The 15,399-nt window shown below is 68.9% G+C and carries 10 protein-coding genes, 1 tRNA gene and 2 riboswitches; of the genes, 6 read left to right on the forward strand and 5 right to left on the reverse strand.

The window, feature by feature from the left end; genetic code table 11:
* Positions 1 to 29: 29 nt before the first annotated feature.
* From BTE28158_RS18315 to BTE28158_RS18325, 3 genes are all read right to left on the reverse strand, one after another.
* The gene (locus BTE28158_RS18315) at positions 30 to 2,540 is read right to left on the reverse strand and encodes a tetratricopeptide repeat protein (RefSeq protein WP_151051961.1); all 2,511 of its coding nucleotides are present in this window, start codon (positions 2,538 to 2,540) and stop codon (positions 30 to 32) included.
* Positions 2,541 to 2,567: 27 nt separating this feature from the next.
* The gene (locus BTE28158_RS18320) at positions 2,568 to 4,433 is read right to left on the reverse strand and encodes an O-linked N-acetylglucosamine transferase, SPINDLY family protein (protein WP_151051959.1); all 1,866 of its coding nucleotides are present in this window, start codon (positions 4,431 to 4,433) and stop codon (positions 2,568 to 2,570) included.
* Between the two features lie 527 nt (positions 4,434 to 4,960).
* Positions 4,961 to 5,036, reverse strand: a tRNA-Arg gene (locus BTE28158_RS18325).
* A 252-nt stretch (positions 5,037 to 5,288) separates the two neighbouring features.
* Between BTE28158_RS18325 and BTE28158_RS18330 the strand changes: the two genes are divergently transcribed.
* Entirely contained in the window at positions 5,289 to 6,188 is a 900-nt protein-coding gene (locus BTE28158_RS18330; protein ID WP_174919996.1) for a c-type cytochrome, read from the forward strand.
* 90 nt (positions 6,189 to 6,278) lie between these two features.
* Here BTE28158_RS18330 and BTE28158_RS18335 read toward each other — a convergent pair whose 3' ends face one another.
* Positions 6,279 to 8,366, reverse strand: coding sequence for a UvrD-helicase domain-containing protein (locus BTE28158_RS18335; RefSeq protein ID WP_059601965.1), 2,088 nt, complete (start codon positions 8,364 to 8,366; stop codon positions 6,279 to 6,281).
* A gap of 392 nt (positions 8,367 to 8,758) precedes the next feature.
* On the opposite strand from BTE28158_RS18335, the gene BTE28158_RS18340 reads away from it, so the two are divergent.
* Entirely contained in the window at positions 8,759 to 10,198 is a 1,440-nt protein-coding gene (locus tag BTE28158_RS18340) for a glycosyltransferase family 2 protein (protein ID WP_151052268.1), read from the forward strand.
* A 100-nt stretch (positions 10,199 to 10,298) separates the two neighbouring features.
* Positions 10,299 to 11,093: an FkbM family methyltransferase gene (locus BTE28158_RS18345; protein WP_059601969.1), complete on the forward strand. Its 795-nt coding sequence runs from the start codon at positions 10,299 to 10,301 to the stop codon at positions 11,091 to 11,093.
* Positions 11,094 to 11,114: 21 nt separating this feature from the next.
* Here BTE28158_RS18345 and BTE28158_RS18350 read toward each other — a convergent pair whose 3' ends face one another.
* Positions 11,115 to 11,822, reverse strand: a complete 708-nt coding sequence (locus tag BTE28158_RS18350; RefSeq protein WP_174919998.1) for an SGNH/GDSL hydrolase family protein — start codon at positions 11,820 to 11,822, stop codon at positions 11,115 to 11,117.
* Between the two features lie 243 nt (positions 11,823 to 12,065).
* On the opposite strand from BTE28158_RS18350, the gene BTE28158_RS18355 reads away from it, so the two are divergent.
* From BTE28158_RS18355 to gcvT, 3 genes are all read left to right on the forward strand, one after another.
* Positions 12,066 to 13,118, forward strand: a complete 1,053-nt coding sequence (locus BTE28158_RS18355) for an oxidoreductase (protein ID WP_151051395.1) — start codon at positions 12,066 to 12,068, stop codon at positions 13,116 to 13,118.
* Between the two features lie 201 nt (positions 13,119 to 13,319).
* On the forward strand, positions 13,320 to 13,688 hold the full coding sequence (locus BTE28158_RS18360) for a hypothetical protein (protein ID WP_124902749.1): 369 nt from the start codon (positions 13,320 to 13,322) through the stop codon (positions 13,686 to 13,688).
* A 123-nt stretch (positions 13,689 to 13,811) separates the two neighbouring features.
* Positions 13,812 to 13,918: riboswitch (glycine riboswitch) on the forward strand.
* A 32-nt stretch (positions 13,919 to 13,950) separates the two neighbouring features.
* Positions 13,951 to 14,083: riboswitch (glycine riboswitch) on the forward strand.
* Between the two features lie 84 nt (positions 14,084 to 14,167).
* On the forward strand, positions 14,168 to 15,286 hold the full coding sequence (gene gcvT, locus BTE28158_RS18365; RefSeq protein ID WP_124627961.1) for a glycine cleavage system aminomethyltransferase GcvT: 1,119 nt from the start codon (positions 14,168 to 14,170) through the stop codon (positions 15,284 to 15,286).
* The last annotated feature ends 113 nt before the right edge of the window (positions 15,287 to 15,399 follow it).

Genomic DNA, 15,399 nt, shown 5'->3' on the forward strand with positions numbered 1-15,399 from the left:
GTCGTTCGCGCGCCACCCTGCCGGGCGGCTCAATTCGGTTCGTCGCCCGCCGCGGCCCGCTCGTCGGCGCCGGCGTTCGTCCTGTCCATCCACATCCCGTAAAACGCCTCCTCGAGATGTTTCGCGAAGCGCGGCGCGTCGGACAGCGGCGACGCGAGCAGCTGCGCGCGCAATGCCTGCCGCAGCGCACCGAGCCGCTGCGGATCGGCCGCAGCGGCCACGGCCTTCGCGACGTAGTCGTCTTCGTCGCGCGCGATCCAGTCGGCCAGGCCGACCGTCTGCAGCACGCTCTCGCAGATGTGCGTGACGAATCGCTCGCCTTTCATCCCGAGCACCGGCACGCCCATCCACAGCGACTCGGCCGTCGTCGTGCCGCCCGGGTACGGAAACGGGCTCAGCATCATGTCGACGCGGCGGTAGGCCGTCAGGTAATCGGCGCGCGGCGAGCGGCCTTCCATCACCAGCCGGCTCGCGTCGATCCCGTTGCGGGTGAACCGCTCGGCCGTGCGGCGCACCGCATGCGCGTCGTCGAGCTCGCCCGCCTTCAGGAACAGCCGCGCGCCCGGCACCGCGGCAAGCACCCGCGACCACACGCGCACGACCGCATCGTTCATCTTCCCGAGCTTGCCGAAATAGCCGAACGTCATCACACCGTTCTCGCGTTGCGGCAACGGACCGACGTCGAGCGCCGGATGCGGCGGCGTGAAGCACAGATAGCTGTCGGGCAGCCGCCACGGCCGCTCGACGAAATGCGCTTCCTCGCCGGCAGGCAGCACGTGCCGGTCGCCCAGTACGTAGTCGATCGCGCGCAGCCCCGTCGAGGCGAAGAAGCCGATCCACGTGACCTGCACCGGCGCGGGCTTCCATGCGAACACGCCAAGCCGGTTTAGCGCCGTGTGGCCCGACAGGTCGACGAGGACGTCGATGCCGTCCGCGCGAATCCGCTGCGCCGCCTGTTCGTCCGACAGGTCGAGAAGCGAATGCCATGCGTCGAAGTGCGGCTTCAGGCGCGCGGTCGTGTCGTCTTCCGCCGCCGACGTCGGATAGGCGATCAATTCGAGCCGGTGTCGATCGAGATGCGCCAGCACGCCTTCGAGGAAAATGCCGACCGGATGCGTCACCAGGTCGCCCGACACCCAGCCGATGCGCAGCCGTCCACCCGACGGGCGCGAGCCGGTGTCGGTATGCGCGAGCGGCCGCGCATCGGCTTCGACGTATTCGCCGAAATGCCGCGCAGCCCTGAGCGTCTCTTCCTGGTCGATCGATGGATGCGTGGCGAGCGCGAAGACCAGCCGGTCGTGCAGGACCGCGTTGGTCACGTCGAGTTCGACCGCGCGGCGGTAATGCGCGAGTTCGCCATCCACGTCGCCGAGCATGCCGAGCACGTCACCGAGCGTCATGTGCGCGGGCGCGGCCCGGTCGTTCAATGCGAGCGCCGCGCGCGCATGATGCAGCGCGTCGTCGGCACGGTTCTGCTTCAGCAGCACGATCGCGCAGCGATGATGTGCGTCGACGTCGTTCGCATCGAGTTCGGTCGCGGCCCGGTAGCACATGACCGACGCGTCGTACTTGCCCAGGTCGTGATACATGTCGCCGAGCATGCGATAGGCGGGACCGTGAGCGGGCGCCAGCTCAAGCGCGCGCGTCATGCACTCGGCCGCACGCGCCGTCTGCCGCCGGCGGTACAGCACCTCGGCAAGGCCCGCGTGCGCGTCGGCGCGCATCGGCGACAGTTCCGCGGCTCGCTCGAACTGTGCGATCGCCGCGTCGGCCTGCCCTGCGTCGCGCAGCGCGACGCCGAGGTCGACACGCGCCTGCGCATCGGCAGGCGCCAGTTCGACGAGACGGCGCAGGGTCGCAATCGCCTCGTCGCGATCGCCGCGGGCGAGCAGCGCCGCACCGAGATTGCGGTGCGCGATCGGGTTGGACGGGGCCAGCGCGACGGCCGCGCGATAGCTGTCCGCCGCCGCGTCGAACTTGCGCTGCGTCGTCAGCACGTTGCCGAGATTGTTGTACGCGTCCGCGTAGCGCGAATCGTGTTCGATCGCCTTGCCGTATGCGAGCACCGCCGCATCCGCCTGCCCCAGATCCTTCAGCGCGTTGCCCAGGTTGTTGTATGCCTGCGCGTAGTCCGGCCGCAGCGCGATCGCCTGCGCGCAGTGCTGCATCGACGCATCCGGCTGCCGCGCCTCGCGCAGCGCATCGCCCAGGTTGTTGTGCGCTTCCGCGTAGTCCGGCTGACGCCGCACCGCTTCACGGTACTGCGCGATCGCATCGTCGAGCCGGCCCCGCTCGCGCAGCGCGTTGCCCAGGTTGTTGTGATAGATCGCGCTCGGATACGCGTCGATCGAACGGCGCATCAGCGCGATGCCTTCTTCCGGCTGCCCTGCCTGACAGGTCAGCAGTCCGAGGAAATGCAGCGCGTCCGGATGCGCGGGCTCCCGCGCGAGCAACTGCTCGTAGCCCGTCTTCGCGTCGCCCAGCCGGCCCGCCTGGTGATGCGCCAGTGCGGCGCCGAGAATGTCCGTGGTCTGTTGCATGTGGTCGTTTCGTCGTTCGCGCGCGGTTCAGTCGATGCGTGAGTCGTGCGGGCCGGCGACGTTGCCGGCCTGGCCCGTGCGACGGGCCCACATTCCGTGGAACGCGTCCTCGAGATGCCGCGCGAAGCGCGGCGCATCGCACAGCGGCGATGCGATCAACTGCATGCGCAGGCCGGTCCGCAGCAGGCGCAGTTGCGCCGGATCGGTCGCGAAGGCCACGGCCTTCGCGACGTAGTCGTCTTCGTCGCGCGCGACCCAGTCGGCCAGGCCGACCGTCTGCAGCAGGCTTTCGCAGATGTGCGTGACGAACCGGTCGCCCCGGATGCCGAGCACGGGCACGCCCATCCACAACGCATCGGCGGTCGTCGTGCCGCCCGAATACGGAAACGGGCTCAGCATCATGTCGACGCGACGGTACGACGCCAGGTATTCGCCGCGCGGCGCATTCGGCTCGAGCAGCAGCCGCGCCGGATCGATGCCGTGCTGCGCGAACCGCTCGCGCGTGCGGCGCACCGCGTATGCGCCGGCCAGCTCGCTCGCCTTGAGCAGCAGCCGCGATCGAGGCACAGCCGCGAGCACCCGCGACCAGACGCGCACGACCGCGTCGCTCATCTTGCCGAGCTTGCCGAAATAGCCGAACGTCACCGCGCCGCCGGCCAGTTGCGGCAGCGGGCCCGGCACGATCGCGTCGCGCGGCGGCGTGTAGCACAGGTAGCTGTCGGGCAGGCGCCACGGACGCTCGACGAAATGCGCTTCCTCGTCGGCCGGCAGCACGTGGCGATCGCCCAGCACGTAATCGATCGCGTCCAGCCCGGTGGTCGCGACATAACCGATCCACGAAACCTGCACCGGCGCCGGCTTCCACGCGAACAGCGCGAGCCGGTTGAAGATCGTGTGGCCCGCCGCGTCGACCAGGATGTCGACCGCATCGTCGCGAATCCGCCGGGCCGCGGCCTCGTCGCTCAGCGCGGCGAGACTCGTCCAGCCCGCGAACAGCGGGCGCAGCCGCTGGGTCAGGTCGTCCTCGACATCGCGGGTCGGATACGCGACGAACACGACGCGCGTGCGATCGGTCGCGCGCAGCACGCTTTCGAGGAAATAGCCGACCGGGTGATGCTTCAGGTCGCCCGATACGACGCCGACCCGCAGCGGTCTCGCGCCGTCGGCCGTCGGCCACGAGCGGTACGGCACCGCTCGCGCGGCGGCCTGCGCGCCGTAGCGCCGCGCGGCATCGAAATGAACGTGCGGCGCGGCGGCCGCGCTGTAATTCAACGCGAACAGCAGGTTGTCGTGCGGCTCGAGAAGATCCGGCCGCAACGCGATCGCGGCGCGGTAGCCTTCAAGCGCGGCCTCCAGTTCGCCCGCATCGAGCATCGCGTTCGCGAGATTGTTGTAGGCCTGCGCATGGTCGGGCCGCAGCCGGATCGCCGTGCCCAGCGCCTCCACCGCGCCTTCGCAATCCTTCAGCGTTCGCAACGCGTTGCCGAGGTTGTTGTACGCATCGGCATCGTCCGGTTGCAGCGCGAGCGCCTGCCGGAAGCACTCGGCCGCCGCCGCGGGCCGGTTGTGCGCGGCCATCACGGTGCCCAGGTTGTAGTAATAGCGTGCCTGCGGATCGCGCCGGATCGCATCCGCGATCGCCGCGACGGCCCCGTCGAAGTCCCCGCGGCGAAACGCGACCAGCCCGTGAACGTGCAGCGCCTCGGCCCGCTCGGGCTCGCGCTGCCGCACCTGCCGGCACAGATCCTCGGCAGCGTCGAGACGGCCCGCGTCGTAATGTTCCAGCGCGCACGCCAGCAGCGCCTCGACCGGCGTGTCCGCGCCGGACAGTCCGTCGGACCGTTCACGTACGCCGCCGGACGGGTGTCCGCGTTCGAGGAGGTTTTCGTTCATAGGCCGGGCTTCCGCTGGGTCCGCTGGGTCTGCTGGGTGTGCGATAGGCATGGATGACGAACCGGCCGCCCCGGGGCGACTGGCCCGAACGATGCCGGGACGGCGCTTTCGGCGCGCGACAACCGGCGCCCCCGCCATCAGGCCGAGCGCGCCGGGTCGCATGAAAGGCGGGCGCGGACATGCCGGCGCGTCGGCGCCGACGGCAGGAAACTCGCGGATATTGTCGCGACGTTCGCTGTGTTTCGAAGGGACGATCAGTCGAGCAAAACACCCGCAATTCGTCGCATCGCGCGACGGGGCAGTGGCGCGACCCGGATCAGATCGTTTCAGCGCTCGGGCGCCTTGCGCTGGCGGCCGCCGTGATCGACGCCGGGATTGATGTTGCGAGGGGCATCCCTCGCATCACGGAGTTGCGGCGAAACGGCGCGGGAAAACCTCGCGGACTCGACCGCATGCGCGATGCAACGCGACGCTTCAGCGAATTCGGAAAATGGATCGGGAAATTCAGTGCCTGGAATCAGGCTATTTGGCGCGCCCGGCTGGGATCGAACCAGCAACCCCTGCCTTCGGAGGGCAGTACTCTATCCATTGAGCTACGGGCGCATGTGACAGTGAAACGACCCCAATAAACCGGCCGCCCACCATTGGCAAGACGGCAAGGATACCCGGTTTCCCATGAAGCGTCCACCTTGCCTGCAGAATCCCCGTCAGGCCCCCATTCGTGCGGGTAAACACGCGCCTTCGCACCGCTCGCCGTGATGTAAACGTTCCGTCTATAATCGTCCGTGCTTCATTGGACTGCCATTTTGCCGTTGCACCGCGCTCACAATTCCTATTCACGGAGACGAGGCAAGCATGAGCGAAGCACCCCACGAATCTCCCGTCAAAACCCCCGGGCAGCTGATTGCCGTCGTCATCGCATCATTCGCGATTCCGATCGCCCTGATCGTCCTGTTTGCCACCTATGCCAACCATGCGTTCCGCTCGGGCGCCGGCACGGACGCGCTATCGGACGAACAGGTCGCCGCGCGGATCGCACCGCTCGCGAAAGTCGACGTGAAGGACGCCAACGCGCCCCGCACGTACAAGACCGGCGAGGAAGTCTACAAGGCCGTGTGCGTGACCTGTCACGGCACGGGCGCCGCCGGCGCGCCGAAGTTCGGCAACAAGGACGACTGGGCACCGCGCATCTCGCAGGGCTTCGACACGCTGCTGAAGACGGCGCTGTCGGGCAAGGGCGCGATGCCGCCGCGTGGCGGCACGAATCCCGACGACGTCAGCGACTATGAAATCGCGCGCGCGATCGTCTACATGGCGAACAACGACGGCGCGAACTTCCCCGAGCCGGCTGCCCCGGCCGCCAATGCGGCGCCGGCGGCGAGCGGCGCGGCGGGTGCGGCAGGCGCGTCGGGCGCCGATGCGTCGAACGCGCAGGCCGCCGCCGCAATGGCCGCGATCGCCGCGATTCCGAAGGCCGGCGAAAAGCCCGCGGCTGCGCCGACCAGCGCCGACGCCGCATCGGCCGGCAAGGCGCTGTACACGCAGGTCTGCCAGGCATGTCACGCGGCCGGCGTGCTCGGCGCGCCGAAGTTCGGCAGCAAGGAGGACTGGGCGCCGCGCCTGAAGGACTCGATGGATATCGTCTACAACTACGCGCTGCACGGCAAGGGCGCGATGCCGCCGAAGGGCGGGTCGAGCGCGTCCGACGCCGACGTGAAGGCGGCCGTCGACTACATGGTCAACGCGTCGAAGTAACGTCTGCCGGCCAGAAAAAACCCCCGCGGCGCACGCGCATCGCGGGGGTTTTCCTTTGTCGGGACGGCGGCGCCGGCCGCCTTTCGCACGTCACTTCTGCAACAGCGCCTTCAGGCTCGCGAGCCGGTCCTTCGGCGTCATCGGGGCTTCCTCCGGCGTCGGCGGCGGCGCTTCGTCGAGGCCCATCTCGGGGATGAAGCGAGACGGCTCGCACACGACCGTCTCGCGCGCCCGCTTGCGCTTCTTGCACCAGTTCAGATGCAGGCTGCGCTGCGCGCGCGTGATCGCGACGTACATCAGCCGGCGCTCTTCCTCGATCCGCTCGTTGTCGATGGGGCCGTCGTCCTCGCTGCCGCCGCGATGCGGCATGATCCCCTCCTCGACGCCGACCAGGAACACGTGCGGATACTCGAGCCCCTTCGACGCATGGACGGTCGACAGCCGCACCGCGTCCGGATCCTCGTCCTTGCCTTCGAGCATCGACATCAGCGCGACGGTCTGGATCAGGCCGAGCAGGTTCTTGCCGGTGTCCGCCAGCCCGTCGGCGTTGTGGAACCCGTCGGCCTCGCCGTCGACGGCTTCCGTCTCGGGCTTGGTGCCCTTGCGCTTCAGCCATTCGAGGAATTCGAGCACGTTCTGCCACTTCGACTGCGCCTGCCGCTCGTCGAACGCGTCGTACAGATAGGCCTCGTAGTGGATGGCCTCCATCATGTCGTCGAGCACGACGGTCGCGGGCTCCTTGTCCGCGCGATCGGTCAGGCGCTGGATGAAGTCGCAGAACATCCTGAGCGGCTCGACCTGGCGCGCGGACAGCCGCGCCTCGATCCCGCCCATGTACACGGCCTCGAACAGCGACACCTTCGCCTGGCCCGCAAACGAGCCGAGCGCTTCCAGCGTCGTGTTGCCGATCCCGCGGCGCGGCGTCGTGACCGCGCGGATGAACGCGGGATCGTCGTCGGCGTTCGCGATCAGGCGCAGGTACGCGCACAGGTCCTTGATCTCGGCCTTGTCGAAGAACGACTGGCCGCCCGACAGCACGTACGGGATCCGCTCACGCCGCAGCACCTGCTCGAAGATGCGCGCCTGGAAGTTGCCGCGATACAGGATCGCGTAGTCGCGGAACTGCGTGCGCCGCTCGAACTTGTGCGCGGACAGCCGGAACACGACCGATTCGGCTTCGTGCTCCTCGTCGTTGCACGGCGTGACGGTGATCGAGTCGCCCATCCCGTGCTCGGACCACAGCTTCTTCTCGAACAGTTTCGGGTTGTTCGCGATCACGTTGTTCGCGGCGGTCAGGATCCTCACCGTCGACCGGTAGTTCTGCTCGAGCTTGATCACGTGCAGCTTCGGGAAATCCTTGCCGAGCTGCGCGAGGTTCTCGAGCGTCGCGCCACGCCAGCCGTAGATCGCCTGGTCGTCGTCGCCCACCGCCGTGAACGCGGCGCGCGGGCCGGCGAGCAGCTTGAGCAGCTCGTACTGGCACGCGTTGGTGTCCTGGTATTCGTCGATCAGCAGGTAGCGCAGCTTGTTCTGCCAGCGGTCGCGCACCTGCTCGTTCTTCGCGAACAGCTCGGCCGGCAGGCGGATCAGGTCGTCGAAGTCGACCGCCTGATACGCGTGCAGCGTCGCGACGTAGTTGCGGTAGACCAGCGCGGCCTGGTGCTCGTCCTCGTTGGCCGCGATCGCCATCGCTTCATCGGGCATGATCAGGCCGTTCTTCCACAGCGAGATCGTGCTCTGGATCTTGCGGATCAGGCCCTTGTCGGTGGTGCCGATCTGCTCCTGGATCATCCCGAAGCAGTCGTCCGAATCCATGATCGAGAACTGCGGCTTCAGGCCGACGTGCTCGGCCTCCTGGCGCAGGATCTGCACGCCGAGCGAGTGGAACGTGCACACGGTGAGCTGGTTGACGGGCACCTTGCGGCCTTCCTTGCCGGGCGTGGTGAGCGTCTTGCCCTCCAGCAGCTTCGACACGCGCTCGCGCATTTCGGCCGCGGCCTTGTTCGTGAACGTGACGGCCGCGATGTGGCGCGGCTCGAAACCTTTCGCTTCGATCAGGTGCGCGATCTTCTGCGTGATCACGCGGGTCTTGCCGCTGCCCGCGCCGGCGAGCACGAGGCAGGGACCGTCGAGGTAGCGCACCGCTTCGTTCTGAGCGGGGTTGAGGCCTGCGGACATGATGACGGATGATGTTGCGGTTGACGGCGGAACGCCGGGAGGATGCCGCGCGCGGCAGGCCTGGAATGCAGGCGGACACGCGGGGCAGGACGCGCATGTTAACACGTCGGCGGCAGCCGGCGGATGACGATGCCGCCGGGTGGCGACGCGCGACACCGGCGGGCTTCGCGCCCCTTTTTCTGCGCCCTTTTCCTGCCCCCTTTCCCCGCGCGCTTTCCGCGCGCTGCCCGCGCCGGTGGGCGCGCCGGTGGACGCGCGCCGAACATCCGAACAGGCAGCAAATCTCCCCTCTGTTTGATCCATGACCGCGCGGCCCCCGGCGGCAAGATACGCGAAACGTCGGCGAGTACGCGCCGCCGCCCCTTCATTCGCCGTCATCGACTTCCGCCGCCATGAATGACACCGTCACCGCCGCCCCCGTTTCCGAGGCCGAGCTGGCCCACGCCGCCGCGCTTCACGCCGCCGGCTCGCTTCAGGACGCGGAGCAGGCCTACCGCCAGATCCTGCAAGCGCATCCCGAACATGCCGATTCTCACCTCCGCCTCGCGACGGTGCTCGAACAGCTCGACCGGCGCGACGCCGCGCTGCGGCACTTCCGGGCCGCGGTGGCGACCGAGCCGTCGCAGCGGCGCTACTGGATCGCGTGCATCGACGCGCTGACGCGCGACAACCAGATGGATGCGGCGCGCGCGCTGGTCGCGCAGGCCCGCACGCACGGCATCGACGCGCTGTCGCTCGAACTCGCGGCAGCCGATGCGCCGTCGGCCTCCGCCGACGAGCTGGCGGCCGTCCTCTCAGAATTCATGAATACGCTCGCGGCGCTGCTCGACAAGCGGCAATTCGCGCAGGCCGAAGGCATCGCGACCCAGCTGACCGAATGGATGCCCGACATCGGGCTCGGCTGGCGGGCGCTGGCCGTCACGCTGGTTCAGCAGGAGCGTCACGCGGAGGCGCTCGCGCCGATGCGCAAGGCCGCCGCGCTGATGCCCGACGACGCCGACACGCGGCAGGACCTCGCCGACCTCGAGGCGCATGTGATGCAATCCGCGCCGGCGCCGCAGCCCGTCGCGATGCCGCTGGTGCCGAACGCGACGCTCTGCACGACGCTGCCGGGCAGCCGTCAGTTCCGGCATTTCGCGGGCGGCCTGGTCGCCACGGTGCCGGTGCTGATCCCGACCTTCAACAATCCGACCTATACGCGCCGGATGGTGGCCCAGCTGAAGGCCCGCGGCCTGCGCAACATCGTGATCGTCGACAACGCGTCGAGCGCGCCGGACATGCTCGCGTTCCTGGAAAGCGTGCAGGACGACGTGACCGTCGTGCGCCTCGATCGCAACGCGGGTCCGCGCGACCTGTTCCTGTCGGACGCGAACTACGCGCGGCTGCCGGAGCTCTTCTGCGTCACCGATCCGGACCTCGAACTGAACGACGCGCTGCCGCCCGAATTCCTGTTCGAGCTGATCGATGCGACCGAAGCGTTCCAGACCGGCAAGGCCGGCTTCGCGCTCGACATCTCGCAACCCGAGCTGATGAAGGAAACGACGCTCTTCTGCGGCGACCGCCAATACACGACGCTCGAATGGGAGGCGAACTTCTGGCGCCACCAGATCGGCAGCACGGCGGGCGGCGACCCGATCTACAACGCGCCGATCGATACCACGTTCGCCGTCTACAACAAGCGCTACTTCCGCCGCGAATCGCATCTCTGCGGCGTCCGGTTCGCGGGCCGCTACACCTGCAAGCACGTGCCCTGGTACAAGGAGACCGGCCTGACGGACGCGGAGGAACAGTACTACCGCGAACACCAGAAGTGGTCGAACTACCTGGCCTGACACGCGGCGGCCGGCATCGGCGCATCGCAGCGCCGTGCATGCACGCCGCCCTTCTCGCCCTCTTCGCCCTCTTCGCCCGACAACCCTGACACCTCGCGCCATGCTACCCAGAGTCAACCTCGTCAAGACCGACAACGCCGATTACCTGCTGTTCGCAACCCGGGACGCGATTTCGGCGAACCTCTATTACAACGGCTCGTGGGACGCATCGCTGCTGACCATCAGCCAGATGTTCTACGCGAACGAGGAGGCGCCGCTGGTGCTCGACATCGGCGCGAACCTCGGCGCGTACGCGGTGCCGGTCGCCAAGAGCATCGCCGCGCAGGGCGGCATGGTCTACGCGTTCGAGCCGCAGCGCATCGTCTATTACCAGCTGTGCGGCAACGTGTTTCTGAACCGGCTCGAGAACGTGCACGCGTTCAACGTCGCGATCGGCAACCAGGACGGCATCATCCCGCTGCCAGCGATCGACTATTCGCGCTCGATCAACATCGGCGGCTTCTCCCTCGACGAGCAGTTCAACCTGCGTCGCAACTCGGTCGAGACCGTCGCGAGCCAGCAGCCGAGCGACGTGCCGATCGCCCGGCTCGACACCCTCAACTTCCCGAAGTCGCCGGCGCTGATCAAGATCGACGTCGAAGGGCTCGAACTCGACGTGCTGAAAGGCGGCACGGCTTTCCTCGAACGGCACGGCTTTCCGCCGCTGCTGCTCGAGGCCTGGAACCTCGAATGGTTCTCGGAAAAGCGCGCCGCGCTGCTCGACTACCTGAAGACGCTCGGCTACACGTGGTTCGCGATGGGCGACGAGCTCGTCGCGCAGCATCCGTCGTTCGCGCGGCAGGTCAGCTTCGAGACGGGCGCCGACGGCGTGATCCGGATGAACCGCACCCGCTGACGGTTCGCACCCGGCGCAACGTCACGCGCGCAGGCGCTGCCTGAGCGCGTCGGCGGCCTGTGCGGCCCAGGCGGCGCACGCGGCCGCGCCGGGATGAAAGCCGTCCGCCGCCATCAGGTGCGGCTCGAGCGGCAGCGCGACGCGCAGGAACGTACAACGCGATTGCGTCGCGGCCCACTCGGAGAGCGTCGCGTTGAGCCGCTTCGCGCGCAGGCCGAGATACCACGCAAGGGGCTGCGGCAGCGCCGGAAAGCGCTCGATCGGCGGCACCGCCGACAGGATCACGTGCGCGACCCCGAATCGCGCGGCGAGCAGGTCGACGAGCGCCGCCTGCGCGGCGCGCCAGCGCGCCGGCGACACGCCGCCCGTCACGTCGTTCACGCCGAGCGACGTCACTGCCACATCGAACGGCTGCGCCGGCTCGGCGGCAAGCCAGTCGACGAGGTCCTCGGCGGTCAGCCCCGTGCGCGCCAGCAATTTCCAGCTCACGCGGTGCGATGCCGCAAGCGCGCGGGCGAGCTGCCCCGACAGCGCGTCGCGCTGCGACGCGACACCGACGCCCGCAGCAGCCGAATCGCCCAGCACCAGCACGCGCAGCGGCGGCCCGTCGCCGGCCGTGCCATCGCGCGGGCCGGCCGCCTCGGCGAGCCGCGGCGTGACGCGGCGGACACGACGCCCCTGCATCAGCAGCAACGGGCCCAGGGCGGCGGTGGCGAGCGGATATCCCATGGTTTCGATCCGGTAACGGGGCAAGCAGGCGACGCGGGACACGCGCCGGAACAGCCCCCATTGTGTCGGATTCGCGCGCCGGCGAGCGCGATCCGGCCATTCGGCCGAGGTCGTGCGCACGCGCAGCGGTTCCTTGTCCGTTCGGCCAACGCCCGCTCGCGCGCGTGCCGCCGTGCCACAATAGCCGTCCGCGCGGCCGGTGGCCGCAGCGCTTTGCCCTTCGTACGCAGCCAAGGATTTGCCATGTCGTCATTGCTCAGGATTGGTTTGATGGGTTTCGGTTTCGCCGGCGCGACGTTCCACGCGCCCGTGATTGCCACGAGCGGCCGCACCGAGATCGCCGCGATCGCGACGGGGCAGCCCGATCGCGCGCGCGCCGCATACCCGGGCGCACGCATCGTCCCCGATCTCGACACGCTGCTCGGCCTCGACGACATCGACTGCGTGGTGATCGCCACGCCGAACGACACGCACTTCACGCTCGCCCGCCAGGTGCTCGAAGCCGGCCGCCACGTCGTCGTCGACAAGCCCGTCACGCTCACGGCCGACGAAGCGCTCGCGCTCGCGCGGCTCGCGAACGCGCGCAGCCGCCTGTTCGCGCCGTTCCACAACCGCCGCTGGGACGGCGACTTCCTCACCGTGCGGCGCATCGTCGAATCCCGTGAGCTCGGGCGGCTCACGTATTTCGCGTCGCACTTCGACCGCTTCCGGCCGACCCCGCGCACACGCTGGCGCGAGGAGCCCGCACGCGGCGGCGGCCTGCTACTCGACCTCGGCCCGCACCTGATCGACCAGGCGCTCGCGCTGTTCGGGCTGCCGGAAACGGTCAGCGCCACGGTCAAGACGCGCCGCGACAACGGCACGGCGCCCGATTTCGTGCATCTGCTGCTCGGCTATCCGGACAAGGACGTCGCGCTGCACGCGAGCGCGCTGTCGGCGATCGAGCCCGCGCGCTTCACGCTGCACGGCACGCGCGGCAGCTACCAGAAGTTCGGGCTCGACACGCAGGAAGATCAGTTGAAGGCAGGCCTCACGCCGGACCACGTCGAGTTCGGCGGCGGCAACCCGCCCGGCGTGCTGCGCGTGCTCGACGGCGAAGTCGAGGTCGAGCGGCCGGTGCCGACGCTCGACGGCCAGTACGCGGAGTTCTACCGCGCGCTCGCCGCGTCGGTCCACGACGGCGCGCCGTTCCCGGTCACGCCGCAGGACGCCGTCGACGTGATGACGATCATCGAGCTCGCCGCGCAAAGCGAGCACGAAGGCCGCCGGGTACCGTTCGTGCGCCGCATCGTCTAACCGCCGGCCGGGTCGGCACCGTCCCGGCCTCGGCCGCTACCCCGCGCCGCGCCGTCCCCGGCAGCGGCCACGCGTCAGCCGCCGCGACGGCACGGTCCCGAACATTCCGTTACAAATGGTGCGGGAACGAAAGTCATCGGTCGCCCAGTCTGATGCGTTTCTCAAAAAGTCGATCCGACACCAAACCGTCAGGAGAATGTGATGCAACGGTTGATTCGCGCAGCGGTATGCTGCGTCCTGGTTTCCTCGCTCGCGGCCTGTATCGTGCAGCCGCAGCGGCCGGCCCGACAGGCGCCTCCGCCCCCGCCGCGGCCAAATCCGCAGGTCGTCGCGAACGATCGCCTGCTGGAGGTCCAGGGCCGGATCGACAACCTGCACCGCCGGATCGACTCACGCGTCAACGGCGGCTACTATCCGCCGCCGTACGGCGCGCAGCTGCACCACCGGCTCGACGTGATCCGCCAGGAAGCGAACGACATGTCGGCGCAGCACAACGGCGGCCTGTCCGGCGACGAGCAGCGCGTGCTGAACCAGGAACTCGACACGGCCGCGCGCGCGATCGGCGAGTAATACCGGCCCTGCCGGGACGGGCCGGTGCCGGCAAACGCGGCGGCGCCCCTCGCGCCGCCGCTTGTCGCGAAGCGACATTCTTTTGCTCAAATTGACAACGCCCACCCGCTCGCGTACAGTCGCCCGCACGCGTCGGGAGAGCGTGTGACCGCGTAGCAACTCGCAACGCCGGTCGCGCCGCCGAAGGGGCACACCCGCAAACTCTCAGGCAAAAGGACCGACCGCGTCGGGGAATCCCGTCCGCGCTTCGCGCGGGCCGCACTCCCCGCACTCTGGAGAGCGGCAGTAGCCCGCTGCGCGATTGCAGCGCGGGCAGGCTGCCCACCGAAGGGGCGCGCGTTCGCCGGCTTTGCCCGCGGCGCAATCTCTCAGGTATCGAGGACAGAGGGGCATGTATCGCATCGCTCGCAGGCCCAAGGCCGCGGCGGTCGGCACATGGCCGTTCTGACCCGCGCGCAAGCGCCTTGCCTGAGGCCTCGATGACTGCACTGAATCAAACCCCGCTCAACGCCGCGCACCGCGCGCTCAATGCCCGCATGGTCGACTTCGGCGGCTGGGACATGCCCGTCAACTACGGCTCGCAGATCGAAGAACACGAAGCCGTGCGCACCGACGCCGGCATGTTCGACGTATCGCACATGTGCGTCGTCGATTTCACCGGCAGCCGCGTGCGCGCGTTCTTCGAACACGCGATCGCGAACAACGTCGGCAAGCTCAAGACCCCCGGCAAGGCGCTCTACTCGTGCCTGCTCAATCCGCAGGGCGGCGTCGTCGACGACCTGATCGTCTATTACTTCACCGAAGACTTCTTCCGCGTCGTCGTCAACGCCGGCACGGCCGAGAAGGACATCGCGTGGTTCAACCAGCTCAACGAACAAGGCGGCTACGGCCTGACCATCGCGCCGCGCCGCGATTTCGCGATCGTCGCCGTGCAGGGCCCGAACGCCCGTGAAAAGGTCTGGACGACGGTGCCCGCCGCGCGTGCCGCGACCAGCGAACTGAAGCCGTTCAACGCCGCGCAGGTCGCCGGCACGCCGTTCGGCGATCTCACCGTCGCGCGCACCGGCTACACCGGCGAAGACGGCTTCGAAGTGATCGTCCCGGCCGTGCACGTCGAAGCGCTGTGGGCCGCGCTGCAGCAAAACGGCGTGCGCCCCTGCGGGCTCGGCGCGCGCGACACGCTGCGCCTCGAGGCCGGCATGAACCTGTATGGCCAGGACATGGACGACACCGTGTCCCCGCTCGACGCGGGCCTCGCATGGACGGTCGACCTGTCGGCGCCGCGCGAGTTCGTCGGCCGCGCCGCGCTCGAGCGCGACGGCTCGCGCGCTGCGTTCGTCGGCCTGATCCTGCAGAAGGAAAACGGCAAGGCGGGCGGCGTGCTGCGCGCGCACCAGAAGGTCGTCACGCCGCACGGCGAAGGCGAGATCACGAGCGGCACGTTCTCGCCGTCGATGCAGGAATCGATCGCGTTCGCGCGCGTGCCGGCGGCCGTCCAGGTCGGCGACACCGTTCATGTGCAGATTCGAGACAAGCAACTTCCCGCGCGCGTGGTAAAACTGCCGTTCGTGCGCAACGGCAAGGTCCTCGCTGCGTAACGACCGAGAGGCGACCGGGAGGCCGCCTCCCGGGGAAGCCGGGAAATGGCGCCCGGCGCAACCACACCCGGCGCGCCCCGGCGGCGCGCCAGCATAACGAACACACCCTTTTA

Source organism: Burkholderia diffusa, from assembly GCF_902499115.1.
Lineage (GTDB): Bacteria > Pseudomonadota > Gammaproteobacteria > Burkholderiales > Burkholderiaceae > Burkholderia > Burkholderia diffusa.